Source organism: Comamonas sp. A23 (assembly GCF_004522605.1).
GTDB classification, from domain to species: domain Bacteria; phylum Pseudomonadota; class Gammaproteobacteria; order Burkholderiales; family Burkholderiaceae_C; genus Comamonas; species Comamonas thiooxydans.
The window spans coordinates 93,974-118,875 of sequence record NZ_RSDT01000007.1 but is presented as its reverse complement, the minus strand read 5'-3'; the positions used below and the strand labels follow the sequence as shown (position 1 = coordinate 118,875).

Sequence of the window (24,902 nt, the reverse complement as noted above, 5' to 3'; positions counted from 1 at the left end):
TGCGGCCATCATGAATCTCTCGCGCCTCTTCATTCTTCGGCCCATCGCCACCAGCTTGCTGATGGTGGCGGTGCTGATCTCGGGCATTCTTGCCTACCGCCTGCTGCCTATCTCGGCCCTGCCCGAGGTGGACTACCCCACCATACAGGTCACCACGCTCTACCCCGGGGCCAGCCCCGATGTGATGACCTCCAACGTCACGGCACCGCTGGAGCGCCAGTTCGGCCAGATGCCAGGGCTGGACCAGATGTCCTCGACCAGTTCGGGCGGCGCATCGGTGATCAGCCTGCGCTTTGCGCTCGATATGTCCATGGACGTGGCCGAGCAGCAGGTGCAGGCCGCCATCAACGCGGGCACCAATCTGCTGCCCAGCGACCTGCCCATGCCCCCGCTCTACAGCAAGGTCAACCCGGCCGATGCGCCGGTGCTGACACTGGCCATCAGCTCGCCTTCGCTGCCCGTCATCAAGATCAACGATCTGGTGGAGAACCGCCTTGCGCCCAAGCTCTCCCAGGTCAAGGGCGTGGGCCTGGTGGCCATTGCCGGCGCGCGCCGCCCGGCCGTGCGCATCCAGGCCAACCCCGCAGCGCTGGCCAGCTTCGGCATGACGCTGGACGATGTGCGCACCGCCATCTCTGCGGCCAACGTCAAGACCGCCAAGGGCAGCTTTGATGGCCCCAACCGCGCATCGACCATCGATGCCAACGACCAGATGCAGTCGGCGGCCGAGTACCGCAACCTGATCATCGCCTTCAAGAACGGCAACCCCGTGCGCCTGTCCGATGTGGCGCAGACCGTGGACGACGCCGAGAACACGCGTCTGGCAGCCTGGTCGGGCACGCCCGAGACTGGCTCCAAGTCGGCCGTGATCCTCAATATCCGCCGCCAGCCCGGCGCGAACGTGATCGACACCGTCGATGCCATCAAGAACCTGCTGCCCCAGCTCAAGGAGACGCTGCCGGCCTCTATCGACGTGCAGGTGCTGACCGACCGCACCGTGACCATTCGCGCCTCGGTCAAGGACATGCAGTTCGAACTGGCCCTGGCCATCGCCCTGGTGGTGATGGTGATCTTCCTGTTCCTGCGCAGCGCATCGGCCACGCTGATTCCCAGCGTGGCGGTGCCGCTGTCGCTGGTAGGCACTTTCGGCGTCATGTATCTGGCGGGTTTTTCCATCAACAACCTCACGCTGATGGCACTGACCATTGCCACGGGCTTTGTGGTGGACGATGCCATCGTGATGATCGAGAACATCGCCCGCTATGTGGAAAAGGGCGAGCCGCCCATGCAGGCCGCGCTCAAGGGTGCCAAGCAGATCGGCTTCACCATCATCTCGCTGACCATCTCCCTGGTCGCGGTGCTGATTCCGCTGCTGTTCATGGGGGATGTAGTGGGCCGTCTGTTTCACGAATTCGCGATCACCATGACGGTGGCGATCCTGATCTCGGCCGTGGTTTCGCTCACGCTCACCCCCATGCTGTGCGCGCGCCTGCTGCGCCACCAACCCGAGGGCGAGAAGAAAAAGGCCGAGTCCAAGGGCTTCGGAGCTGCGGTCGCGCGCTTTTTCGACAAGGTGATTGCCGAATACGGCCGCATGCTGACCTGGGTGCTGGATCACAGCAAGCTGACCTGGCTGGTGTTCATCGCCACGCTGGTGGTCACGGTGCTGCTGTATTTCGTCGTGCCCAAGGGCTTTTTCCCCGAACAGGATACGGGCACGATTGCCGCGACCACCGAGGCCGACCAGTCCATCTCCTTTGCCGCCATGGCCGAGCGCCAGCAGGCGCTGGCCGAGCATTTGCTCAAGGACCCGGCCGTGGCATCCATCTCCTCGTTTATCGGTGTGGATGGCACCAACACCACGCTCAATACCGGCCGCCTCCAGATCGACCTCAAGCCCCATGCCCAGCGCGACCGTCTGCCCGTGGTGCTCAATCGCCTGGCCGAGGATTCCCGCGCCGTGCCCGGCATCCGCCTCTATGCCCAGCCCGTGCAGGACCTGACCATAGAGGATCGCCAGGCCCGCACCCAGTACCAGTTGCTGCTTTCCTCGCCGGACATGAGTCAGCTCACGGCCAGCACCAGGATGTTGGTCGAGCGTCTGCAGCAACTGCCCCAGCTGCTCGATGTGAGCAGCGATCTGCAGAACCAGGGCCGTCAGGCCTATGTGCAGATCGACCGGGCCCAGGCCAGCCGCCTGGGCGTGACGGTCTCGTCGGTGGACTCGGCGCTCTACAACGCTTTCGGCCAGCGCCTGATCTCCACCATCTTCACGCAGTCCAACCAGTACCGCGTGGTGCTGGAGGTGGCGCCGCAGTTCAAGATCGGGCCCGAGGCCCTGCAGAACATCTATGCCGCATCGAGCAACGGTGCGCCGGTGCCGCTGTCCTCGATTGCCACGGTGAGCGAGCGCCCGATGGCGCTGGCCGTCAACCATGTGGGGCAGCTGCCTGCGGCCACCATTTCGTTCAACACCGCATCCGGCGTGTCGCTGGGTCATGCGGTGGAGGCGGCGCAAACCATCATTGCGCAGTTGCGCGACGAGGGGCAGATCCCGCTGTCGGTGGACACGCAGTTCCAGGGCGCGGCGCTGGCTTTCCAGGCCTCGCTCTCCAATACCCTGCTGCTGGTGCTGGCCGCCATCATCACCATGTACATCGTGCTGGGCGTGCTCTACGAGAGCACGATTCACCCGATCACGATTCTCTCCACCCTGCCGTCGGCGGGTGTGGGGGCGCTGCTGGCGCTGCTGGTGTCTGGGCTGGATCTGGACATCATCGCCATCATCGGCATCATCTTGCTGATCGGCATCGTCAAGAAGAATGCCATCATGATGATCGACTTCGCGCTGGACGCCCAGCGCGAGGAAGGCATGAATGCGCGCGACGCGATCTACCAGGCCTGTCTGCTGCGCTTCCGCCCGATTCTCATGACCACGCTGGCGGCCTTGCTGAGCGCGTTGCCCATGATGCTGGGAACCGGCGTGGGCAGCGAGCTGCGCCAGCCCTTGGGCGTGACCCTGGTGGGCGGTCTGCTGCTGAGCCAGCTGCTGACGCTGTTCACCACGCCGGTGATCTATCTGACTTTTGAAAACTGGGCCGAGGGCTGGCGCACCAGGCGCGGCCTGCCGGCCGTCAAGCATGTGCCGCATTCCGAAGCCGAGGTCATGGGCGAGGCAGGCGATGGCGGCCGGGACGGGGCGCGTCCATGAGCATCTCCACGCCCTTCATCTTCCGGCCCATTGCGACCCTGCTGCTGACCATAGGCATGGCTCTGGTGGGCGGCGTGGCCTATTTCCAGCTGCCGGTGGCGCCGCTGCCGCAGGTGGACTATCCGACGATTTCGGTGACCGCCAGCCTGCCCGGCGCGGCGCCGGACACCATGGCGGCCATCGTGGCCACTCCGCTGGAGCGCGCCCTGGGCGCGATTGCGGGCGTCAACGAGATGACGTCCAGCTCCAGCATGGGCAGCACGCGCATCACGCTGCAGTTCGATCTGACGCGCACGGTGGACAGCGCTGCCCACGACGTGCAGGCCGCCATCAATGCGGCGCGCACGCTGCTGCCTTCGGGCATGCCGGGCAACCCGACCTATCGCAAGGTCAACCCGGCCGACGCGCCCATCATGATTCTGGCGCTGACATCCCAGTCCCTCACACGAGGCCAGATGTATGACGCGGCCTCCACGGTGCTGGCGCAGAAGCTGGCCCAGGTGGAAGGCGTGGGCCAGGCATCGATCAACGGCGGCGCGCTGCCGGCCGTGCGCGTGGAGCTGGACCCGGTGCGGCTGGCCGCCAATGGCGTATCTCTGGATTCCGTGCGCACGGCCATCACCGCCACCAATGCCAACCGCCCCCTGGGCGCCGTGGAGCGCGAAGACCACTACTGGCAGGTGGCCACCAACGACCAGGCACGCACTGCCGCCGAATACGCGCCCCTGGTGCTGCGCTGGAACAACGGCAATGCCGTGCGGCTGTCCGATGTGGCCGATGTCACCGACTCCGTGCAGGACATACGCAACTACGGCGTGATGAACGGCAAGCCTGCCGTGCTGCTGCAGGTGTTCAAGCAGCCCGACGCCAACATCCTGCAGGCCGTGGACAAGGTGCGCGCCATGCTGCCCCAGCTCAGGGCTTCCATCAATCCGGCCATCGATGTCACGGTGATCTCGGACCGCACGCCCACGCTGCGCGCCTCGGTCAAGGAGGTGCAGAACGCGCTGCTGATCTCGATAGCGCTGGTCATCATGGTGGTGTTCGTCTTTCTGCGCCGCCTGCGTGCCACGCTGATTCCGGCCGTGGCCGTGCCTGCCTCGCTGATGGGCACCTTCGGCGTCATGTATCTGTGCGGCTACACGCTGGACAACCTCTCGCTGATGGCGCTGACGGTAGCCGCAGGCTTTGTGGTGGACGATGCCATCGTGGTGCTGGAGAACGTGATGCGCCACATGGAGCGCGGCAAGACCGCGATGCAGGCTGCCATCGAAGGCGCGCGCGAGATCGGTTTCACCGTGGTCTCCATGAGCCTGTCGCTGATTGCGGTGTTCGTGCCCATTCTGTTCATGGCCGGCATCGTGGGGCGGTTCTTCCGTGAGTTTGCCGTGGTCATGTCGGCGGCGATTCTGGTCTCCATGATCATCTCGCTGACCACCACGCCCATGATGTGTGCGGCTCTGCTGCGCACACCGGCAGAGGAGGAGCGCCGCCGTGCCGAACGCGCCAGGCGCCCCTTCACACGCCGCTGGGATGCGTTCTGGCTGCGCATCTCGCAGGCCATGGATCGCTTCGAGCTGCGCGTGACGGCGCTTTACCGCCGCACCCTGGCTTGGGGACTGCGCCACCAGCCTGTGGTGCTGCTGAGTCTGGTCGCGGTCATAGGCCTCAACATCCATCTCTACCAGACCATAGACAAGGGCTTCATGCCCAGCGAGGACACGGGTCGCGTCATGGGCTTCATCCGTGCCGATCAGTCCACGTCCTTTCAGGCCATGGAGCGCCGCATCAAGCGTTTTCTCGATGTGGTGCAACAAGACCCGGCCGTGGAGTATGTGACCGGCTTCACCGGCGGCGGGCAGGCCAATGCGGCGAATATGTTCATGTCGCTCAAGCCCATGGCCGAGCGCAAGGTGTCTAGCGACGAGGTCATCAACCGCCTGCGTGAAAAGCTCAAGGACGAACCTGGCGCGCGGCTGTTCATGATGACCCAGAGCGATGTGCGCATCGGCGGGCGCCAGAGCATGTCCTCCTATCAGTACACGCTGCAGGCCGACGATACGGCCGAGCTGCGCCTTTGGGAGCCGCGCATCCGCCAGGTGCTGTCCACCCTGCCGGAACTGACCGATGTCAACAGCGATGTCCAGGACAACGGCATGCAGACCAAGCTGGTCATAGACCGCGACCAGGCCACGCGCCTGGGCCTGACAGTGGCGCAGATCGACAACACGCTCAACGATGCCTTCGGCCAGCGCCAGGTGGGCGTGATCTACAACCCGCTCAACCAGTACCGCGTGGTGATGACGGCCTCGTCCCAGTATCTACAGAGCCCTGAGACGCTGCGCGGCTTCTTCTTCGTCAACAGCGCGGGCCAGCAGATTCCGCTGACGGCCTTTGCCAAGATCACCACCTCGACCACGCCGCTGTCCGTGCAGCACCAGAGCGGCACGCCCGCCAGCACCGTGAGCTACAACCTGGCGCCCAATGTCTCGCTGTCGCAGGCCAATGACGCGATCCGCAATGCCATGCTGGAGCTGGGCGTTCCGGTGTCCATTCGCGGCAGCTTCAGCGGCTCGGCCGGAGCCTTCCAGCAGGCGCTGGCGGGCCAGCCCCTGCTGATTCTTGCGGCCATCCTCACTATCTATCTGGTGCTGGGCATCCTCTACGAGAACCTGGTCCATCCGCTGACGATTCTGTCCACCTTGCCCTCGGCCGGCGTGGGGGCGCTGCTGGCGCTGATGTGGTTCAAGACCGAGTTCTCGCTGATCGCCTTCATCGGTGTGATCCTGCTGATCGGACTGGTCAAGAAGAACGCCATCATGATGATCGACTTCGCGCTGGAGCGCGAGAAAGGCGGTCATGCCACGGCGGCCCAGGCCATCTATCGGGCCTGCCATCTGCGCCTGCGCCCCATACTGATGACCACCATGGCGGCCCTGTTCGGCGCGCTGCCCCTGGCCCTGGGCCGGGGCGACGGTGCCGAGCTGCGCCAGCCCCTGGGCATTGCGATCGTGGGCGGCCTGCTGCTGAGCCAGTTGCTCACGCTCTACACCACGCCCGTGGTCTATGTGCTGCTGGACCGTGTGCGCCGCAGTGTGCTGCGCCTCTGGGCGCGCCGTCCGGCCAGAAGGCGCGGCGCTCAGGCCTCTGCCATGGCTGAGGCGAAGTGAGATGTATATGCCAGCACATTTTTTGAATCAAATCGGCTTTAAATCCAATCAGGATAAGCGCAAGCAGCTCACTTTTATGAAGAATTCTCCCCGGTCGCTGCCCCGCTGGATGCCGCGTCTGCTGCCGCTTGCTGCGGCGCTGGCGCTGGCGGCCTGTTCCACCCAGCCCGCCTATCAGCCTCCCCGGCTCGATGTGCCGGCCCGCTTCAAGGAGGCCACGCCCGAGGCTGCGCAGTTCGGCGTCTGGCAACCGGCGCAGAGCTCGGCGGCCAGCCCGGCCGCCGCAGTGCCCGACCAGTGGTGGACGGTGTATGGCGACAGCACGCTGGATGATCTGCAGCAGGCGGCAGCCGCAGGCAATCCCGGCGTGGAGCAGGCCGTGGCCCGTCTGCGCTCGGCCCAGGCCGCCGTCGCCAGCAGCCGCGCCGCGCAATTGCCCACGCTCAGCACCACGGGCAGCGGCTCGCGTGCCTTGACCGGCGGCGGCACCTACAGCAATACCAACGGCGAGAACGTGGCGCGCAGCGGCAGCATCAACAACAACTTCTCACTGGGCCTGAGCGCCAGCTGGGAGCTGGACCTCTGGGGCAAGCTTTCTGGCGCGGTGGATGCCAGCCGCGCTTCGGCCCAGGCCAGTGCCGACGATCTGGCGGCAGCGCGCCTCTCGGCCCAGGCATCGGTGGCCCAGACCTATTTCTCGCTGCGTGCCGCCGAGGCGCAGATGAAGTATCTGCAGGAGAGTCTGGAGGCCTACGAGCAAAGTCTGAAGCTCACGCAGAATCGCTACCAGGCGGGCGTGGTGTCTTCGGCCGATGTGGCCCAGGCCCAGTCCCAGTACAAGAGCACTCAGGCCAGCCTGCTGGAAGCCCGCATCACGCGCGCCCAGTACGAGCATGCGCTGGCGGCCTTGCTGGGCAAGGCTCCGGCCAACTTCAGCCTGCCGGTGACCGGCCACCTGCCGACGCCGCCTGCCGTGCCCGAGATGCTGGCCTCCACCTTGCTGGAGAGGCGCCCCGACATTGCTGCTGCCGAGCGCCGCGTGGCCATGGCCAATGCGCAGATCGGCGTGGCGCGTGCGGCCTATTTCCCCTCGCTGACCCTGTCGGCATCGGCCGGCTATCGCAACTCCGTGCTCTCCGATCTGCTCAATGCGCCGAATCTGTTCTGGTCGCTGGGACCGGCGCTGGCCATGAGTCTGTTTGACGGTGGAGCGCGTTCGGCGGCCGTGGAGTCGGCCCGTGCCACGCTGGACCTGAATGCCGCCACCTACAAGCAGACCGTGCTGACGGCGCTGCAGGAGGTGGAGGGCAATCTGGTCGCTGCAGTCAACCTGGCGCAGGAGGAGCAGGTGCAGACCGAGGCCCTGGCCGCAGCGCAGAAGTCGCTGACCGTGGCCAACAACCAGTACCAGGCCGGCATCGTGGCCTATCTGAACGTGCTCTCGGCCCAGACGACGGTGCTCGGCGCCCAGAACAGCCTCAACAGCGTCAGAAACCGCAGGCTGACGGCCGTGAACACCTTGCTCAAGAATGTGGCAGGGCGCTGGGAGCCGCTGGATGCGGGCCAGCGCAAAGAGTGAGCGCGCCGTGCAGGCTTGTGCTCTGGGTTACAACCGTGGCTCTGTTGTTGTGAAGATCAAACCATGAGCATTGCTGTTTTCTACCTGCGCAATTTCGAGCCCGAGGGCCAGACACCAGTCTGGCTGCCGCAATGCCGGGCCTTCTCCGATGCGCAGATGAGCGAGGCGCTGGCCCTGTGCCAGCAACTGCGCAAGGACGAGCGCCATGCCCATGTGGTGATTTCGTCGGAGTTGCGCGATATGGTCGGGCCTGTGGGCGTGTCTGCGGTCGAGGATGGCAAGACGCCCGATGGAGTGGACTATCAGTGGAGCAAGGCCGGGCGTGCCGGAGCCAGTCGCAGAAATGCGGCCGAGCCACCCAGGCAGCGCCAGGATATGGATCGCTAGGCCGGAAACGGCTGACTAGGCCGCCTGTATCCTGGCCAGATAGCCGGCCAGCAACTGCATGCTGCCGCTCCAGCCCATGTTCATGCTGGCGTGCGAGCTGTCGAACACCGCTTCTTCCACGGCACTGGCGTTAAGGGCACGCCATTCCAGATGCAGGCGCGTGCCGCCGGATTCCTCGCTGAGCGTGGTGGTCGACAGGGTATAGAGCGGCCATTGCGGGGCCATCGGGTGGCGCGTGACGCCGCCTGCGGCATCGCTGAACTGCACCACGACGACGATGCGCTCGGGCGCTTTCAGCTCCCTGAAGCTCCATTTGCCCCACATGGCGGGCGCCTGGGGCATGGCCTCGGCGCGCATGCCGTAATGAAAGCTGCCGCCTTCGCGTGCATCCACTTCGCATTGCGTCATCACCATGCCCGGCGGGCGCATCCAGTGGCTCAGGTGCTCGCCTTGCGTGAAGGCCGCGTAGACCAGCTCGCGCGGTGCCTTGATGAATTGCTCGATGACAAACGGGGCAGAGAGTCGCTCGGTCATGGACATGCCTTTGCAGATCGCTTGGAGCCATCCATTGTGCACAGCGCGCACCTGACTTCAAGCGCCGTGACTGCAGGCCCGGATGTCAGGCTTCGAGATCAAAGGCCTGGCGCAGTGCATCGCCGAACTGCGTGGAGCCGGAAAGGCAAAGGCTGACCGTGGTGCGGCCCGTGGCGGAGGCCTGCAGCTCCAGCTTGCCTGCTGCCCTGTCGAAGCGGGCGCTCAGGGGCTGGCCGTCATCGTCCTGCACCTGCAGGTCATAGTCCCATTCATTGCCATCTTCCAGGGCACCCTGGCGGCCCTCAAACTTCTGGCTGGCCCAGCGCAGCAGGGCTTCTATTTCGCCGGCCAAAGCTGGCACGCGCTCGGCCTTGACGCTGGCCATGGCGTCCCAGGTGCCAGTGCCTTCTTCATCTTCGCTGTAATCGAATTCCAGATAATCCAGAGCCATGGCATATTGCGCGCTGTTGAGGGGGACGCCATTGTGCCTGTGCCTTGCTTTGCGCATGGCCGTGGGTTCTTTGGCCACAATCAGCCGTGGACATATATATACAAGGCGTTGTCAGCTATGAATTCTGAACTTGATGAAGGCTGCGAGTCGCTGTGCATGGTGCAGGCTCTGCAGGTGAGTTTTGGCTACCCGGGCCGAACCGTGGCCCATGAGGCCTCGCATTGCTGGCATGCCGGACTGTGCCTGCTGCAAGGCGACGAGGGCACGGGCAAAACCAGCTGGCTCAAGGCATTGGCCGGGCAACTGCCGCTGCGCATGGGCTTGCTGCACTATCCGTTCGCCGACAACGGCCGCCTGGCTGCAAGCTCCTGCTTCTGGCAGGACCCACGCCAGCCGCTCAACGATGTCTACAGCCAGATGCCGGCCGAGAGCTGGGTGGCTTTGCAGCGCACGCTGTATCCGCATTGGTCGCAGCAGCAGTTCGAGCAGCATGTGCAGGGCTTCGGGCTGGAGCCGCATCTGCACAAGCCGCTGCTGGCCCTGTCATCGGGCACGCAGCGCAAGCTGTGGATAGCCGCTGGCTGGGCCAGCGCCGCCGAGCTGGTACTGATCGACGAGCCGCTCGCGGCGCTGGACAAACCGTCCGAGCGTTATGTGCAGCATGCGCTGGCTGCCATGGCAGCCGAGCTCAAGAATCCGGCGCGACCCCGCAGCGTCATCGTGGCGCATTGGGATGCCATGCAGGGTGTGGACTGGGAGGATGTGATGGAGCTGGCTACATCGCCTTGAACCGTGCTGCGTAGAGACGGCTGACGGCCAGCTTTTCGGGACGCTCGCGCAGCAGCAGGCTCAGGCGCCCGGACTCGCCACGCTGGGCGCTGGCAATGGCTTGCGCCCGCACCACGGTGCCGCGATGGATTTGCCAGAACTCGCGCGCATCGAGCTGCGGCAGCAAATCCTTGAGCGGGGTACGGATCAGATACTCCTGAGCGGCCGTCAGCACGCGCAGATATTTGTCGGCGGCTTCGAGGTAGACGATGTCCTGCACCCTCACCATATGGATCTGGTTGCCGGCGCTGGCCTGAATGATCTGCAGCGCGGTGGGGACCTGCCCCAGCAGTTGCTGCTGCAGCCCGAGCAACTGTTCGAGCTGACGGTGATTGTGCACGGCAAGGTCCGTGCCCTGTACCGGCTGGCGCTGCTGCCACCACTGCTGCAGGCGCTGCACGGTCTGGCCAAGGCGCGCCGCCTGCACCGGCTTGAGCACATAGTCCATGGCGCAGGCCTCGAAGGCCGCCAGGGCGTACTGGTCGTAGGCGGTGACAAAGACAATCGCCGGCAGCGCCTGCTCTTCGGGCCAGGCATCGGCGATTTCGGCGGCGGCTTCCAGCCCCGTCTGGCCGGGCATGCGAATGTCCAGGAACAGCAGATCGGGCAGCAGGGTCAGCGCCTGCTGCACGGCGCTGATGCCGTCGGCCACCCTGGCCTCGATCTGCAACTGGGGCCAGAGCTGGCCCAGCAACTGCTGCAATGCCAGGGCCAGCAGCGGTTCGTCTTCGGCAATCAGGGCGCGCGGCGGACTGGTGTTCATGGCTGGGACTTCAGGGGTAATACGATGCAGGCCCTGGTTCCGCCTGCGCTGTCTGCTGTCAGATCGAAGCGGGCAGCGCCGCCGTAGCGGCTGGCCAGGCGTTCGCGAATCTGCTGCAGGCCAAAGCCGGATCCGGAGCCGGAAGGCGGCTGGCCAGGCAGCATGGGCAGGCCCAGGCCATTGTCATGCACGCTGAGCAGAAGGCGGTTGTCATCCAGCATGCTTGCGTGAACGGCGATGTGGCCGCCGGCCAGTTGGGGCTCCAGTCCATGGCGAATGCTGTTCTCCACCAGCGGCTGCAGCAGCAGGGTTGGCACGGGCAGTTCGGCCAGTTCAGCGGGCAGATGCAGGCCATAGCTGAGCCGCTCGCCCATGCGGATCTGCATCAGGGCCAGATAGTCGGCCAGCAAGGCAAATTCGCAGGCAAGACTGTGGGTGCCGTGGCGTGAACCGGCCAGCGTGGCACGCAGGTAGGCAATCAGATGATCGAGCATCTGCTCGGCGCGTGGCGCATCGGTGGCGATCAGCACGCGAAGATTGGCCAGGGTGTTGAACAGCATATGCGGCTCCAGCTGCGCCTGCAGCAGGCTGAGCCGGGCTTCGGCGGCCTGGCGCTGGGCCTGCTCTGCCTGCATTTGCAGATGGCGCGACTTGCCCACCACATAAAAGCCCCAGGACATGGCCATGCTGGTCGCCATGGTGATGGCAAGCGGCAGCCATAGCGAGGGACGGGCTGTGGCCGACAGCTCGGGATGGAACTGCTGAACATAGAGACTACCGAGTGGATTGCCCAGAATCAGGCCTGCTGCAATTCCCAGCGGTACCACGGCCATGCCGCGCATGCCGCGTGGCCAGGGAATGTCGTCGGACTCGCGCCAGCGCAGCCTGAGCAGATCGATGCTCAGCCAGCTGATCAGGCCTATGGCCAGCGAATAGGCGAGATTGACATCCCACAGGCCCTGGCCGAGAGCGGTCAAGGCAGCAGCGATCAGCAGACAGGCAGCCACGGTGATGCCGGCGTGACGAAGCAGGGGCGTGGGCGCAAACATGGACATGACGGGCATGGTAGGTGATGGGCGGTCCGGCATCTAGCGCTTTTCGCTGCGCTGCAGCGTTTTCAGCTCGTGCTCCAGCAGTTGTTGAAAGAGCGGACTGCCGGGTGCCAGCAGCCATACCACTGCGCCATGAATCAGCAGGCCCAGACCCCAGCCCAGAGCCGGGTAGATGGCCCAGTGCCGTCCCTGGCTCAAAGCCAGGGCCATCAGGCCCAGATTCACCGCGGCATAGACCGCAGCATGGATATACCAGCCCAGCTTCATGCCGGCGCGGCGGCGTGCCTGCTGGCGCAGAGCGTCTTCAGAGATCGAGTTCATGTTTTTTCCTTGTCGAGCGTCGGATGAGGGCGGGGATCAGGCCAATCGCTGCCACAGCAGATTGCCGAGCAGGCGGCCCGGAAGCAGCGTGAACAGCCCTGCGAGGACGCAGCTGCCGAAGTACAGCTTGCGCATGACGCTGCGGTGCTGGGCGATGCGCCGATGCGCCAGATGCCAGAAGGACAGTGCGAGGCCACCCAGCGTCACGGGGATCAGCAGATGGATGGGCGTGAAGCCTGCCCAGTTGGGCAGCTTGAAGTCGCGTATGAACAAGGCGGAGATGGCGGTGGCCAGCATGAGCAGCACAAAGCCACGGCCTGCGATTCTGTGCAGCCAGGGCAGCGGGCCGGCATGGCGCCTGGCCCAGAGTGCAATGGCTCCGGTCAGAGTGGCCGCGATGGCGGAACTCATGTGAAAGGCAATCAATGGCGTGAGTTGCATGGCTGGCTCCTGGTGCTTGCACATGACTGTGCAAGCCGGGCCTGCTGCCGGCCAGCGCTTTGCGACGAAGTGAGCGGACAAGGGAGTCAGTTGCACCTCGGCAGGTGTGAGTGGTGTATTGGTTCTGCTTGTGCTTGTTTGTGCGCGCACACATATCACGCAGCAGCTTCAGGACTTGCGGCCTGCCCTGGATCCCGTTGAGATTTCAGGGTGTTTGGTATCGGCAAGAAGATTGATTATTAGAATTAACGATTCTGAAAATCATTCTCAATAACTTTAATAATGTTCCTGCTGCGACCGATTTCCCTGGCTACCCTCGCACTGTGCAGCCAGCAGAGTGTTTTTGCCCAGACTTCCAGCACTGAATCAGAAGCTGCCCTGCAGACCGTGACCGTGGAGGCCAGCGCCGATGCTTCGGCCCAGGGTCTGGCCAAGTCTTTTGCGGGTGGGCAGGTAGCTACCGGAGCACGCAACGGCATTCTGGGAACGCGGGACTGGAAGGAGTCCTCGTTTTCGTCGACGGCCTATACCAGTCAGCTAATCGAAGACACTCAGTCCAAGAGTGTGGGTGATGTGCTACTGAGCGATCCGTCGGTGCGGCAGGCGCGCGGCTATGGCAACTTCCAGGAGCTGTACATGCTGCGAGGCATGCCGGTCTATTCCGACGACATTGCCTACAACGGCCTTTATGGCTTGCTGCCGCGCCAGTATGTGGCATCTGAATTCTTCGAGCGTGTGGAGGTGCTGCGCGGTGCGAATGCCTTCCTCAACGGTGCGGCTCCTGGCGGCAGCGGCGTGGGGGGCGTGATCAGCCTGTTGCCTAAGCGCGCAGGCAGCGAGCCACTGACTCAGGTGAGCACGGGAATACAAACGGGCGGTCAGGCTTATGCCTCTGCAGATCTGTCGCGCCGTTTCGGCCCGGACCAGAGCACGGGCGTACGCCTGAATGCCGTGCGCCGCGACGGCGGTACAGGAGTCAAGGGCGAGGACCGTACATTGACCGCTTTGGGTCTGGGCCTGGACTGGCGCAGCCGCGACGTGCGTCTGTCGGCCGATGTGGGCTATCAGCGCAACAGCTATCGCGGTGGGCGACCCAGCGTCACACCTTCTGACTTTATCCCTGTCGTGCCGGACAACAAGACTAATTACGCTCAGAATTGGGCCTTCTCCACCGAACGTGACGTTTTCGCCACCCTGCGCGGAGAGTGGGACATCAACTCCACGACCACAGCCTGGGCTGCCGGTGGTCTACGCCGCAGCAAGGAAGACAACATCAATAGCAATGTGACCGTGCTCAATGCTCAGGGCGATACCACGGGCACGCGTTTCGACAACCTGCGCAAGGACCGCGTGGGCACGGCAGAGGCCGGCATTCGCACCCGTCTGCAGACAGGTAGCGTTGGTCATGAACTGGTGGCCTCGGCCAGCACCTATTCCGCCTCGGAGACCGGTGCCTGGGCCATGGCTTCGGGCGTGAGCAACAACCTCTACAACCCCTATGCCAGCCTCATGCCGCAGAACACCTTCTTCGGTGGCTCCATGGCCAATCCTTACAAGGTGGGCGAAACCCGCTTCGACAGTCTGGCACTGAGCGACACACTGTCGATGTACGAAGACCGCCTGCAGGTGACTCTGGGACTGCGTCGTCAGCGCATAGACCAGAGCAGCTACGACTACAACACCGGCTTGCAGACCGACAGCTACCGCAAATCCGCCACTACGCCTGCTCTGGGCGTGGTGTTCAAGGCCACCGACGATGTCTCCGTTTACGCCAACTACATCGAGGCCCTGACCAAGGGCGCCGTGGCACCCGCCATGGCCAATAGCCTGCCTGTACTGAATGCCGGTCAGGTGTTCTCGCCATATAAGTCCAAGCAAAAAGAGCTGGGCGTCAAATGGCAGCGCGGCACGCTGGGCGCGACGGCGGCCCTGTACACCACCGATGTGCCCAGCAGCTATGTGGTCAACCAGATGTACGGCCAGTACGGCAAGCAGCGCAACCAGGGCATGGAATTCACGGTCTTCGGCGAAGCCGCCAAGGGGTTGCGCGTGCTCGGCGGTCTGACGCTGACTCAGGCCAAGATCAAGCAGGCGGCTGACGCCTCCCAGGTCGACCGTTACGCCATCGGCGTGCCCAAGACGCAGGCCACGCTGGGTGTGGATTGGGACGTGCCTGGGGTATCCGGTCTGGCACTCAATGCGCGTGTGACGCATACCTCAAGCCAGTACGCCAATGCCGCGAACACCTTGAAAGTCGCCAGCTGGACGCGCACCGACATCGGTGCGCGCTACCTGGTCGATCTGGGCAATGACCGCATGTTGACGCTGCGGGCACGTCTGGACAATGTGTTCGACAAGAACTACTGGGCTTCGGTGGGCGGCTATCCAGGGGCCAACTATCTGGTGCAGTCGGCTCCGCGCACCCTGTCGGTCAGCGCCACGGTCAACTTCTGAGGCTGAGCGGATATGCGTGCTCTGTGGACCGTGGTTCATCGCTGGGTCGGCCTGTTTCTCGCGGCTTTCCTGGTCATGACCGGGCTCACGGGAGCCGTGCTCTCGTGGGATCATGAAATCGACGACTGGCTCAACGCCGACATGCTGCACACGCAGGGACGCGGCCCGCTGCAGACGCCGCTGCAACTGGCCCAGGCCGTGCAGACAGCCGATGCGCGCGTCGAGATCTCCTATATGAGCCTGGGCCTGCGCGAGGGCGAGGCGGCTTCCTTTCTGGTGCGCCCGCTGGTGGACCAGGCAACGGGCAAGCCCCATGTGCTGGGCTACAACACGGTGTTCGTGGACCCGGTGACGGGTGCCATCACCGGCCACCGCGACTCCAAGAGCCTGGCCCTGAGCTGGCGCAATCTCATGCCCTGGCTGCGCCATCTGCATGAAAGCCTGCTCAGTCCCACGTTTGCGGGCAGCAACCGCTGGGGCTATTGGTTCATGGGCGGTCTCGCGCTGCTGTGGCTGGCCGACAGCTTCTGGGCACTGGTGCTGACCCTGCCGGTGAAGAAGAAGGCGGCTGTGGCCGGGGCGCAGGATGCCCCCGCCAAGGCTGGCGGCAAATCCTGGTGGGCGCGCTGGATGCCGTCCTGGCGCGTACGCTGGGGCGCCGGTACCTACAAGCTCAATTTCGATCTGCACCGCGCGGGTGCGCTGTGGATCTGGGGCGTGATAGTCATCGTGGCCTTTACCTCGTTCTCGATCAATCTCTACCGCGAGGTGTTCTACCCCGTGATGAGCAAGGTATCGACCACCACGCCCGGCCCCTACGAGACGCTCAAGCCGGCACCTTTGGGCAGCTTTATCGAGCCTAAGATCGGCTTTGCCACGGCCATCGAGATCGCGCGCAAGGAGGCGTTGCAGCTGGGCATCAAGACCGAGGCCGGCGGCATCTGGTATGGCGGGGATTTCCCGTTCTACAACGTGTCCTTCTTCGATCCCGATGACGAAACCGGGGCCATGGGCATGGGGCTGTCCAATGTCTATGTGAGCTCGGAAAGCGGCGAGGTGTTGGGCAGCTATCGTCCCTGGCACGGCACGGGAGCCGATGTCTTCGTGCAGCTGCAGCTGCCGCTGCACAGCGGTCGCATCCTGGGCACCTTCGGACGTGTGCTGATATCGTTGGTCGGCGTGATGGTGGCCATGCTGTCCATCACCGGGGTCATCATCTGGTGGAGAAAACGCCGTGCCCGGCGAACGGCCCTGGCAACTGCTTCAGCCTGAAACCACAAAGCCACCTTGCGGTGGCTTTGTGCATTGCGCGCTGCGCGGAGGCGGCAAAGCCGCTCAGTCCTTCTTCAGGCATTCGCTCATGAAGGCCTTGCGCTCGTCGCCCTTTTTGCCGGCAGCGTCGGCATTGCAGCTCTTCATGCGTTCCTGCTGGCGCTTTTTGCCGTCGGACAGGCAGGACTTCATGAACTCCTTGCGTTCATCGCCCTTCTTGCCCGTGGCTTCGGTGTTGCAGGTGCCCATGAGCTGCTGCTGGGCGGTTTTGGGTTTGTCGCCGGCAGCCATGCTCATGCTGCAGGCCAGGGAGACAACAGCCAGGACCACAAATTTTTTCATGATGGTGTGATTTTTGAAAAAACGCCGACAACCGGCGCGCAGCTATTGCAGCACAAGCGCGTGACTTTGCCCAGAAGCGCCGACCGTGTCTTGTAAAAGTTTGCGATTGTCTGTCGATAGGCGGCCGGAAAAGGTCTTGTGAGCGCGAACGGGAAAATGGCGAGCGGATAATGGGCGGCTTTGCTTCAACCCTGCATCCAAAGGACGATTCGCGTGGATACTTTATTGCTGGTCAAGGCCGCCATCATGGGCATTGTGGAAGGGCTGACCGAGTTCTTGCCGATTTCCTCAACCGGCCACCTGATCCTGGCGGGGTCGCTGATGGGTTTTGTCGGCGGCAAGGCCAAGGTGTTTGAGATCGCGATCCAGACCGGAGCCATCTTTGCCGTGATGCTGGTGTACTGGCAGAAGATCCGGGACACGCTGGTGGAGCTGCCCAGCAGCCGCCAGGCGCAGAAGTTTGCGCTCAACGTCATCATCGGCTTCCTGCCCGCCGTGGTGCTGGCGCTGCTGTTCGGCAAATATGTGCAGGAGCATCTGTTCACGCCGGTCATCGTGGCGACCACCTTCATCCTCGGCGGTTTCGTGATTCTCTGGGCCGAGAACCGCCCCGCCGCCGCCACCCGCGTGCAGTCGGTGGACGATATGACCGCTCTCGATGCGCTCAAGGTCGGCCTGGTGCAGTGCTTTGCCCTGGTGCCCGGCACCAGCCGCAGCGGCTCCACCATCATCGGCGGCATGCTCATGGGCCTGTCGCGCAAGGCCGCCACGGACTTCTCGTTCTTCCTGGCCATGCCCACGCTGATCGGCGCGGGCGTCTACAGCCTCTACAAGGAGCGCGCGCTGCTGTCCATGGCGGATGTGCCTCTGTTTGCCGTGGGCCTGATCTTCTCGTTCATCAGTGCCTGGCTGTGCGTGCGCTGGCTGCTGCGCTTTATCTCCACCAACAGCTTTGTGCCGTTTGCCTGGTACCGCATCGTTTTCGGCATCATCGTGCTGGTGACGGCCTATACCGGCATCGTGGACTGGCACCATTGAGCGTTTGGTGCTGCCCACAAAAAAGCCGCTTGCGTGATAGCAAGCGGCTTTTTTAATAGCTTGCAGCGCTTGTTCTGATTGAATTTCAGGTTGTTTTGATGCTGAAATCGTTAGCTGAAAAGCGCAAGAAGCTATTTATTTGTGAGTGCTGCCAGCAGATTTCTGCAAAATAGTCTGCTCCATATTGAGCAGCGAAGCCTCGATGGCGGCGGCAGTGGCCTCGGGCCGCTCCATGGGAAACAGATGGCCGCCGTCCAGCATGGTGATGCGCCCGCGGGTGATGCGCTGCGTCATCTCCATGCCCACCTGGCGCATCTCCACCGATGAACGACCGCCGATGAAGGCCACCGGGCAGCGCACGGGGTGACGCCGGAGCTGGTTGTTGAGATTGCTGGGCAGTGTGTTGTAGATGGCGGTCTCCACCTCGCGCCTGAACAGCAGGCTGCGCTTGTCCTGGTCGTCCTCCAGGCCGTGCTGCACATAGTCCTGCAGCACCTGCGGGTGCCACTGGGCAAAGGCCTTCTTGCCACGGAAATACTCCAGCGCCTCTTCGTTGCTGGCCCAGGTGGTGCGCCGGCGCTGGCTGATCTTGCCGGGAGAGACCGAGGCCACGATCTGCGTTTGCTTGGCCAGGCCCACGGCGTTCGCCTTCCAGCCGCCCAGCAGGGGCGAGTCGATGAGCAGCACGCCGCGCGCCAGATCGGGGCGTTTGGAGGCGGCCTGAAAACTCAGAATGCCGCCCAGCGAGTGGCCCACCAGATAGACCGGCTGGCCGTGCCGCCCGACCTGCTGCTCTATGTATTCGATCAGCTCGTCCACCAGATGCGGCCAGTGGTTGGTGACCGGGCGCTTGGGATCATGGCCGAAGCGCTGCACGCCGCCGGCTTCGATGCCGCGCTGGCGCAGCAGAGAAAACAGCAGGCGATAGGTACCGATGGGAAAGCTGTTGGCGTGCGCGAAGACCACGGGCAGGGTGTTGGGCTTGCCGGTTGTTGCAGTGGGCTGGGACATGAGAGGCGGACTGGATATGAAAAACGCCCCCAAAGGGGCGTCGGAGCGTCGATCAGTTTAGCGCCTTGAAAGGCCTGCCTGTCTTTGCATGCGCGCCTGCTCCTCTGCCGTCTGCAGGCGCTGGTATTCATTGGCCATGCTCAGGCCCGCCTGAGCCGGCACCACGGGCTGGCGCAGCGCGGCGGGCGGGCAGTTGCCCGCACCCAGGCCATGGGCCGAGCGCGAGGCGGTCGGAGCTCCCACTTTGACCAGAGGATGGGCACGCGGGCTGTGAATGCGAATCGGCGTATCGGTCTGGCCGCCGTCCCAGGCCGGGTCGTCGATGCTGTCGAAGACATGGCGCAGGCGCTCGCCCCAGCTGTCGTGCAGCATACGCAGATAGGGGTTGTCGGCATCCAGGCAGACAATGCGGTCCGTGGCGAAGCGGTTGTTCTCGTAGACGATCAGATCCAGCGGCAGGCCCACCGAGAGGTTGGACTTGAGTGTGCTGTCCATGGACACCAGAGCGCACTTGGCGGCCTCGTCCAGCGGGGTCTCGGAGGTGATGACGCGGTCCAGCACGGGCTTGCCGTACTTGGATTCGCCGATCTGGAAGTAGGGCGTCTCACCCGTGGCCTCGATGAAGTTGCCCGCCGAATAGACCTGGAACAGGCGCATGCGCTCGCCCTGGATCTGGCCGCCGAAAATCATGGAGACATTGAAGTCCACCCCGGCGCGCTGCAGGGCCGTGGCTTCGCGCTCATGCACATGGCGCACGGCCGCGCCCAACACGCGCGCGGCATCGAACATGCTGCGCACATTCCAGATGGTCAGCATCTCGTCCGTGGTCGTGTCGTGCAGCTGAAAGCTCTCCAGCAGCTCGCGCACCGACTGGGTGATGGACAGATTGCCGGCCGATTGCAGCACCATGAAGCGCTCGCCCGGTTGCTCGTACAGCATGACCTTGCGGAAGGTGCTGATCTGGTCGAGTCCGGCATTGGTGCGGGAGTCGGACAGAAACACCAGGCCGGCGTTGAGCTTGAGGGCGACGCAGTATGTCATGGGTGATAAAGACAATAATGAAAAACGTATGAATGTCAGGCGCAGCAAGCGCTGAGTGCTTCTAAATGTATAGCTTCAAACACAGGCTGCTACGCGATTCTAGAAGGGTTTTAATAATGCCGGTTATGGCTCTGTAACTGCTGCCGGTGCCGCGCCCATGCCTGGGTGTGAGAACGGGCTGAGGAAGTCCCTGAGATGCAGCGCCTGTATGCGTGAGAAGATGCCGCCCCTTGATCGAACACTTGCTTACAGCTGGTTAGAAGAGGGAATCCCATGCACGCATTTCGCAACCTGTCGATACGGACCAAGCTCATGTCCAGCATGGTGAGCTGCCTGCTGCTGTTCGTGGCGATTTCCACGACGCTGGGCTTTGTGCTGACGGGGGCCAGCCTGCGCGAGCGTGTGGTGGGTCAGGAGCTGCCGGCCGTGGTGGGGGAGATCCGCAACGACATACTGCGCCAGATCGGTACGCCGCTGGCCATGGCCAGGTCGGTGGCCGGCAACAGCTTTGTGCTGGACTGGGAAGCCGCGGGCGAGCCCGAGGATGGCAATGCGGCCTGGGCAAGGTATGCCCAGGCCGTCAAGCAGCAGGCCGGGGCCTCATCGGTGTTCTGGGTGTCGGGCAGCACGGGCCAGTATTTCGGCGAGCAGGGACCGATGCGCAAGCTGGCGCCCAAGGGCCAGGGTGACCAATGGTTCTATGAGCTACTGGCCGGGGACAAGTCGCAGGTGCTGGAGATCGACAAGGACGTGAGCTCCAACGCCTATATGCTGTTCATCAATGTCCGTTTCGATGCCGGCCAGGGCAGGCAGGGCATTGCGGGCCTGGGCCTGTCGGTGGATGAGCTGGCGCAGGCCGTGCGCGCCTACCAGGTGGGCGAGTCCGGCTCGGTCTCCCTGGTGCGCGGCAACGGCAGCATTCTCGTGCACCGCGACCCGGCGCTGGTGGATGGCAAGCACTGGCTCAAGGACCGGCCCGGTTTCAGCGCCGAGCTCAGCGCTGCGCTGTTGAACCGCGAGCGCTTTGCCCATGCCATGTACGAGGCGCCCTCGGGCCGCCAATTGATTGCTTCCTCCTATGTGCCCGAGCTGGACCTGTACGTGGTTGCCGAGCTGCCCGAGGCTCAGGTGCTGGGCGGCGTGCGACGAACCATTGCGCTGACCTCGGCCGTGGCCGGCCTGGTGGGCGGCGGCATCGGCCTGCTGGTGATCTGGCTGGTGAGCCGGGCGATTGCGGCGCCCGTGGGGCGCGCGGCGCGCATGCTGGAGGAGATTGCCGACGGCCATGGCGATCTGAGCCGTCGTATGCCGGTGGAGAGCAATGACGAGGTGGGGGCGCTGGCCTCGGCCTTCAACCGCTTTGTCTCGTCGCTGGAGCGCATGGTGGGGGCCGTACGCCAGGCCGCCGATTCGATTTCCGTGGCCAGCTCCGAAGTGGCCCAGGGCAACCAGGACCTGAGCCAGCGCACCGAACAGGCGGCCAGTGCCTTGCAGCAGACGGCGGCATCGCTGTCGGTGCTGACGGACAGCGTGCAGGCCAATACCGAAGCCACGCGCAGCGCAGGTGACCTGGCTCAGTCGGCGCGCGGCGTGGCCGAGCGTGGCGGAACGGCCTTCCAGCAGGTGGTGGTGACCATGGAGGGCATCAACCACTCGTCGCGCAAGATTGCCGACATCATCGGCGTGATCGACTCCATCGCCTTTCAGACGAATATCCTGGCGCTGAATGCGGCGGTGGAGGCTGCGCGTGCCGGCGAGCAGGGCCGGGGCTTCGCCGTGGTGGCGGCCGAGGTGCGCAGCCTGGCCCAGCGCTCGGCCGAAGCTGCCAAGGAAGTGCGCCAACTCATCACTGACTCCGTGACCCAGGTGGGCAGCGGATCGCAGCAGGTGGCGCATGCGGGGGCCACCATGCAGGAGTTGCTGGACGCCGTGGCCAGGGTGACGCGAATCATCGAGGAGATCAGCGATGCTTCGCAGACCCAGGGGCGCGGCATCGCCGAGATCAACCAGTCCGTGGCCGGGCTGGACGATGCCACGCAGCAGAACTCAGCTCTGGTCGAGCAGTCGGCCGCTGCAGCGACCAGCCTGCGCGAGCAGGCCGCACGTCTGATGGGCGAGGTGTCTGCCTTCAAGCTGGGCGAAGTACCGCAGCGCAGCCTGTCCGTGCAGGAGCAGCAGCCGCAACTGCTGGAGGCCTGAACAGGCCGGGCCTGAAGGGATCAGGCCCGAGCTTGAGTCCGCAAGGCTTGGAGCGTGTTCTTAGGCGGTGCCGGCGCTCAGTTTCTTGAGCTGGTAGAGCACTTCCAGCGCTTCGCGCGGGCTCAGCGCATCGGGGTTGACGTCGGCCATGGCCTGATCCAGCGGGCTGGGCGCGGCGCTTGCGTCCACCAGCTCCGGCGCATCGAACAGATTGACCTGCAGTTCGTTCTCGCCGGCCTGGGATTCGAGTGCCTCCAGCGCATGGCGCGCATGGTTGAGAACGCCTGCGGGCATACCGGCCAGCTTGGCGACCTGGATACCGTAGCTGCGACTGGCGGGGCCGGCCTGAATCTCGTGCAGAAACACGATGTCGCTGCCCGACTCCGCTGCGCTGACATGCACGTTGACGGCGGCCTTGGCCTTGGCGGGCAGCTCGGTCAGCTCGAAGTAGTGCGTGGCAAACAGCGTGAAGGCCTTGGTCTTGTCGTGCAGCTGGCTGGCAATGCCGCTGGCCAGGGCCAGTCCGTCGAAGGTGCTGGTGCCGCGGCCGATCTCGTCCATCAGCACCAGGGAGTGGGGCGTGGCCGAATGCAGAATCTGCGCTGCCTCGGTCATCTCCATCATGAAGGTGGACTGGGCATTGGCCAGATCGTCGGCGGCGCCGATACGCGTGTGGATGGCATCGATGGGCCCCAGGCGGCAGGCGCCGGCGGGCACATAGCTGCCCATGCTGGCCAGCAGCACGATCAAGGCCACCTGGCGCATATAGGTCGATTTACCGCCCATGTTCGGGCCGGTGATGATCTGCATGCGCGTGTTGAGATTCATGCGCGTGTGGTTGGCGATGAAGCTGCCGCTGGAGGTCTCTGCCATGCGTGCTTCCACCACGGGGTGGCGGCCAGCCTCGATCTCTATGCAGGGCTGGCTGACGAACTGCGGCTCGGCCCAGTTCAGCGTCAGCGAGCGCTCGGCCAGCGTGCACAGAACGTCCAGTGCGGCAATCGCCTGGGCCACGCGCGTGAGCTGGGGCACATGGGGCTGAAGCTGGTCGAGCAGCTGCTCGAACAGGAACTTCTCGCGCTGCAGCGCTCGCTCCTGGGCCGACAAGGCCTTGTCCTCGAAAGCCTTGAGCTCGGGCGTGATGTAACGCTCGGCGTTCTTGAGCGTCTGGCGGCGGCGAAAACGCTCGGGTACCGCATCCTTGTAGCTGTTGGTGACCTCGATATAGAAGCCATGCACCTTGTTGAACTGCACGCGCAGGTTGGGAATGCCGGTGAGCAGCTTTTCCTTGGCCTCCAGCTCCAGCAGAAACTCGTCGCAGTTGTTCTGGATGGCGCGCAGCTCGTCGAGTTCGGCGTCAAAGCCCGTGGCGATCACGCCGCCGTCACGCACCAGGGCGGCGGGCTCTTCATGAATAGCGCGCGCCAGCAGCTCGGCGCAGCCTTCGGGTGGTATCAGGTCGCTGAAAATCTGCGTCAGATAGGCGGATGGAGCCTGTCCGGACTGCGCCAGCAGCTTCGCTTTTTCCAGTGTTTTGGACAGGCCCACCAGCTCGCGCGGGCGCACCTGGCGCAGGGCGATGCGGGCGGTAATGCGCTCCACATCGCTCACGCCCTTGAGCTCGGCGCGCAGGGCTTGCCAGGGGGCCATGCCTGCCCCGGTGCCGCGCAGCACGCCAATTGCTTCCAGGCGCTGCATGGCTGCCTTGCGATTGCGTTCGGGCTCCAGCAGCCAGGTCTTGAGCAGGCGGCTGCCCATGCCGGTCATGCAGCTGTCCAGCAGCGAAAACAGCGTGGGCGCATCTTCGCCGCGCAGCGTCTTGACCAGCTCCAGATTGCGGCGCGTGGCCAGCGGCAGGGCAATCAGCTCGTCGTCACGCTGTACCTGGATGGCGTGGATATGGGTGAGATTGCGGCCCTGGGTATGTTCGGCATAGGACAGCAGGGCGGCACCGGCACCATGGGCCAGCGGCAGACCTTCGGCCTCCCAGGCCTTGAGGCTGGCCGCGCCCAGCAGCTCCAGCAGCTTGCGCTCGCCGAGGCCCGAGTCAAACTGCCAGTCAGGGCGGGGTGACAGAGGGCAACTGATGGCGCCGCTGTGCTTGACGGCAAACAGGGCTTGCTCGAAGCGCTCGGTGACTCCGGCGCTGTAGATCACTTCGCTGGGTGAGATGCGCGACAGCCAGGCGCCCAGTTCATCGGCCGCGCATTCGGCCATGTGAATGCGGCCCTGGGTCATGGCCATCCAGGCCAGTCCCACGCGCTGGCGGCCGGCGGTGTGCAGGGCCAGCAGAATGGCTTCGCTCTTGTCGGAAAGCAGCTCGCTGTCCGTCAGTGTGCCGGGCGTGACCACGCGCACGACCTTGCGCTCCACCGGACCTTTGCCCACGCCGATTTCGCCGACCTGCTCGCAGATCGCCACCGACTCGCCCATCTTGATCAGGCGGCCCAGATAGTTTTCCAGGGCGTGGAAAGGTACGCCGGCCATGGGAATGGGCTGGCCTGCGGTCTGGCCGCGCGTGGTCAGCGTGATGTCCAGCAGGCGCGTGACTTTTTCGGCATCGCCAAAGAACAGCTCGTAAAAGTCTCCCATGCGGTAGAAAACCAGCGTGTCGGGGTGGTCGGCTTTGAGCTTGAAGTACTGCTGCATCATAGGTGTATGTGCAGAGATATCGCCGCCGTTAAGTGCTTGATTTAACCAGGAATCACTCATAACAATAATTTAAATCAATCACTTAGTATTGCTTGCTGTTTTTATATACAGTATGTCAACGTCATGCCGAAACACATCTAAACTTCGCACTTTGGC

19 protein-coding genes are annotated in these 24,902 nt (G+C 64.1%); 9 read left to right on the top strand and 10 right to left on the bottom strand.

Going from position 1 to position 24,902, the window contains the following annotated elements:
* Nucleotides 1–10: 10 nt before the first annotated feature.
* From EIC84_RS16565 to EIC84_RS16550, 4 genes are all read left to right on the top strand, one after another.
* Nucleotides 11–3,211, top strand: coding sequence for an MdtB/MuxB family multidrug efflux RND transporter permease subunit (locus EIC84_RS16565; RefSeq protein ID WP_003069200.1), 3,201 nt, complete (start codon nt 11–13; stop codon nt 3,209–3,211).
* Nucleotides 3,208–6,381: an efflux RND transporter permease subunit gene (locus EIC84_RS16560; RefSeq protein WP_003069203.1), complete on the top strand. Its 3,174-nt coding sequence runs from the start codon at nt 3,208–3,210 to the stop codon at nt 6,379–6,381. The genes EIC84_RS16565 and EIC84_RS16560 overlap by 4 nt, the downstream gene beginning before the upstream one ends.
* Nucleotide 6,382: 1 nt before the next feature.
* Nucleotides 6,383–7,960, top strand: a complete 1,578-nt coding sequence (locus EIC84_RS16555; RefSeq protein ID WP_003069204.1) for an efflux transporter outer membrane subunit — start codon at nt 6,383–6,385, stop codon at nt 7,958–7,960.
* A 63-nt stretch (nt 7,961–8,023) separates the two neighbouring features.
* The gene (locus EIC84_RS16550) at nt 8,024–8,347 is read left to right on the top strand and encodes a hypothetical protein (protein WP_003069206.1); all 324 of its coding nucleotides are present in this window, start codon (nt 8,024–8,026) and stop codon (nt 8,345–8,347) included.
* Between the two features lie 15 nt (nt 8,348–8,362).
* Here the strand turns inward: EIC84_RS16550 and EIC84_RS16545 are convergent, their stop codons facing one another.
* Nucleotides 8,363–8,881, bottom strand: coding sequence for an SRPBCC domain-containing protein (locus EIC84_RS16545; protein WP_003069209.1), 519 nt, complete (start codon nt 8,879–8,881; stop codon nt 8,363–8,365).
* A gap of 85 nt (nt 8,882–8,966) precedes the next feature.
* Nucleotides 8,967–9,332, bottom strand: coding sequence for a hypothetical protein (locus EIC84_RS16540; protein ID WP_034362996.1), 366 nt, complete (start codon nt 9,330–9,332; stop codon nt 8,967–8,969).
* Nucleotides 9,333–9,449: 117 nt separating this feature from the next.
* On the opposite strand from EIC84_RS16540, the gene EIC84_RS16535 reads away from it, so the two are divergent.
* Nucleotides 9,450–10,121 (top strand): ATP-binding cassette domain-containing protein, encoded by a 672-nt coding sequence (locus EIC84_RS16535; RefSeq protein ID WP_003069213.1) that lies wholly within the window; start codon nt 9,450–9,452, stop codon nt 10,119–10,121.
* Here EIC84_RS16535 and EIC84_RS16530 read toward each other — a convergent pair.
* Genes EIC84_RS16530 through EIC84_RS16515 form a run of 4 tightly spaced genes read right to left on the bottom strand, consistent with a single transcriptional unit; the run spans nt 10,108 to nt 12,737 of the window.
* On the bottom strand, nt 10,108–10,923 hold the full coding sequence (locus EIC84_RS16530) for a LytTR family DNA-binding domain-containing protein (protein WP_003069215.1): 816 nt from the start codon (nt 10,921–10,923) through the stop codon (nt 10,108–10,110). The genes EIC84_RS16535 and EIC84_RS16530 overlap by 14 nt on opposite strands.
* The gene (locus EIC84_RS16525; RefSeq protein ID WP_034362998.1) at nt 10,920–11,987 is read right to left on the bottom strand and encodes a sensor histidine kinase; all 1,068 of its coding nucleotides are present in this window, start codon (nt 11,985–11,987) and stop codon (nt 10,920–10,922) included. Before EIC84_RS16525 ends, EIC84_RS16530 begins: the two co-directional genes overlap by 4 nt.
* Before the next feature lie 24 nt (nt 11,988–12,011).
* A complete protein-coding gene (locus tag EIC84_RS16520; RefSeq protein WP_003069220.1) occupies nt 12,012–12,296 on the bottom strand; it encodes a 2TM domain-containing protein in 285 nt (94 codons plus the stop codon).
* 36 nt (nt 12,297–12,332) lie between these two features.
* Nucleotides 12,333–12,737 (bottom strand): DUF2306 domain-containing protein, encoded by a 405-nt coding sequence (locus EIC84_RS16515; RefSeq protein WP_003069222.1) that lies wholly within the window; start codon nt 12,735–12,737, stop codon nt 12,333–12,335.
* Between the two features lie 282 nt (nt 12,738–13,019).
* Between EIC84_RS16515 and EIC84_RS16510 the strand changes: the two genes are divergently transcribed.
* Nucleotides 13,020–15,191 carry a TonB-dependent siderophore receptor gene (locus EIC84_RS16510; RefSeq protein ID WP_003069224.1) on the top strand — a complete coding sequence of 724 codons (2,172 nt, stop codon included), beginning with the start codon at nt 13,020–13,022 and terminating at the stop codon, nt 15,189–15,191.
* A 12-nt stretch (nt 15,192–15,203) separates the two neighbouring features.
* A complete protein-coding gene (locus tag EIC84_RS16505) occupies nt 15,204–16,463 on the top strand; it encodes a PepSY domain-containing protein (RefSeq protein ID WP_003069226.1) in 1,260 nt (419 codons plus the stop codon).
* Nucleotides 16,464–16,526: 63 nt separating this feature from the next.
* On the opposite strand, the gene EIC84_RS16500 is transcribed toward EIC84_RS16505, so the two are convergent.
* Complete coding sequence (locus EIC84_RS16500; protein WP_003052901.1) at nt 16,527–16,805, bottom strand: PsiF family protein; 279 nt, start codon at nt 16,803–16,805, stop codon at nt 16,527–16,529.
* Between the two features lie 213 nt (nt 16,806–17,018).
* On the opposite strand from EIC84_RS16500, the gene EIC84_RS16495 reads away from it, so the two are divergent.
* On the top strand, nt 17,019–17,843 hold the full coding sequence (locus tag EIC84_RS16495) for an undecaprenyl-diphosphate phosphatase (protein ID WP_003069230.1): 825 nt from the start codon (nt 17,019–17,021) through the stop codon (nt 17,841–17,843).
* A 135-nt stretch (nt 17,844–17,978) separates the two neighbouring features.
* Here the strand turns inward: EIC84_RS16495 and EIC84_RS16490 are convergent, their stop codons facing one another.
* Together EIC84_RS16490 and EIC84_RS16485 are read right to left on the bottom strand one after the other, a co-directional pair.
* Complete coding sequence (locus EIC84_RS16490; protein ID WP_003069232.1) at nt 17,979–18,854, bottom strand: alpha/beta fold hydrolase; 876 nt, start codon at nt 18,852–18,854, stop codon at nt 17,979–17,981.
* Between the two features lie 57 nt (nt 18,855–18,911).
* Entirely contained in the window at nt 18,912–19,895 is a 984-nt protein-coding gene (locus EIC84_RS16485) for a proteasome-type protease (RefSeq protein ID WP_003069234.1), read from the bottom strand.
* 273 nt (nt 19,896–20,168) lie between these two features.
* Here EIC84_RS16485 and EIC84_RS16480 point away from each other — a divergent pair, with 273 nt between their 5' ends.
* Nucleotides 20,169–22,094, top strand: a complete 1,926-nt coding sequence (locus EIC84_RS16480) for a methyl-accepting chemotaxis protein (RefSeq protein WP_003069236.1) — start codon at nt 20,169–20,171, stop codon at nt 22,092–22,094.
* A gap of 60 nt (nt 22,095–22,154) precedes the next feature.
* On the opposite strand, the gene mutS is transcribed toward EIC84_RS16480, so the two are convergent.
* Entirely contained in the window at nt 22,155–24,746 is a 2,592-nt protein-coding gene (gene mutS / locus EIC84_RS16475) for a DNA mismatch repair protein MutS (RefSeq protein WP_003069240.1), read from the bottom strand.
* Nucleotides 24,747–24,902: the final 156 nt, after the last annotated feature.

What these genes read in the sequence shown, in the direction of transcription:
- EIC84_RS16565 (WP_003069200.1), top strand. Translation starts at nt 11, where the DNA reads ATGAATCTCTCGCGCCTCTTCATTCTTCGGCCCATCGCCACCAGCTTG.
- EIC84_RS16560 (WP_003069203.1), top strand. Translation starts at nt 3,208, where the DNA reads ATGAGCATCTCCACGCCCTTCATCTTCCGGCCCATTGCGACCCTGCTG.
- EIC84_RS16555 (WP_003069204.1), top strand. Translation starts at nt 6,383, where the DNA reads ATGTATATGCCAGCACATTTTTTGAATCAAATCGGCTTTAAATCCAAT.
- EIC84_RS16550 (WP_003069206.1), top strand. Translation starts at nt 8,024, where the DNA reads ATGAGCATTGCTGTTTTCTACCTGCGCAATTTCGAGCCCGAGGGCCAG.
- EIC84_RS16545 (WP_003069209.1), bottom strand. Translation starts at nt 8,881, where the DNA reads ATGACCGAGCGACTCTCTGCCCCGTTTGTCATCGAGCAATTCATCAAG.
- EIC84_RS16540 (WP_034362996.1), bottom strand. Translation starts at nt 9,332, where the DNA reads ATGGCTCTGGATTATCTGGAATTCGATTACAGCGAAGATGAAGAAGGC.
- EIC84_RS16535 (WP_003069213.1), top strand. Translation starts at nt 9,450, where the DNA reads ATGAATTCTGAACTTGATGAAGGCTGCGAGTCGCTGTGCATGGTGCAG.
- EIC84_RS16530 (WP_003069215.1), bottom strand. Translation starts at nt 10,923, where the DNA reads ATGAACACCAGTCCGCCGCGCGCCCTGATTGCCGAAGACGAACCGCTG.
- EIC84_RS16525 (WP_034362998.1), bottom strand. Translation starts at nt 11,987, where the DNA reads ATGCCCGTCATGTCCATGTTTGCGCCCACGCCCCTGCTTCGTCACGCC.
- EIC84_RS16520 (WP_003069220.1), bottom strand. Translation starts at nt 12,296, where the DNA reads ATGAACTCGATCTCTGAAGACGCTCTGCGCCAGCAGGCACGCCGCCGC.
- EIC84_RS16515 (WP_003069222.1), bottom strand. Translation starts at nt 12,737, where the DNA reads ATGCAACTCACGCCATTGATTGCCTTTCACATGAGTTCCGCCATCGCG.
- EIC84_RS16510 (WP_003069224.1), top strand. Translation starts at nt 13,020, where the DNA reads ATGTTCCTGCTGCGACCGATTTCCCTGGCTACCCTCGCACTGTGCAGC.
- EIC84_RS16505 (WP_003069226.1), top strand. Translation starts at nt 15,204, where the DNA reads ATGCGTGCTCTGTGGACCGTGGTTCATCGCTGGGTCGGCCTGTTTCTC.
- EIC84_RS16500 (WP_003052901.1), bottom strand. Translation starts at nt 16,805, where the DNA reads ATGAAAAAATTTGTGGTCCTGGCTGTTGTCTCCCTGGCCTGCAGCATG.
- EIC84_RS16490 (WP_003069232.1), bottom strand. Translation starts at nt 18,854, where the DNA reads ATGTCCCAGCCCACTGCAACAACCGGCAAGCCCAACACCCTGCCCGTG.
- EIC84_RS16485 (WP_003069234.1), bottom strand. Translation starts at nt 19,895, where the DNA reads ATGACATACTGCGTCGCCCTCAAGCTCAACGCCGGCCTGGTGTTTCTG.
- EIC84_RS16480 (WP_003069236.1), top strand. Translation starts at nt 20,169, where the DNA reads ATGCACGCATTTCGCAACCTGTCGATACGGACCAAGCTCATGTCCAGC.
- mutS (WP_003069240.1), bottom strand. Translation starts at nt 24,746, where the DNA reads ATGATGCAGCAGTACTTCAAGCTCAAAGCCGACCACCCCGACACGCTG.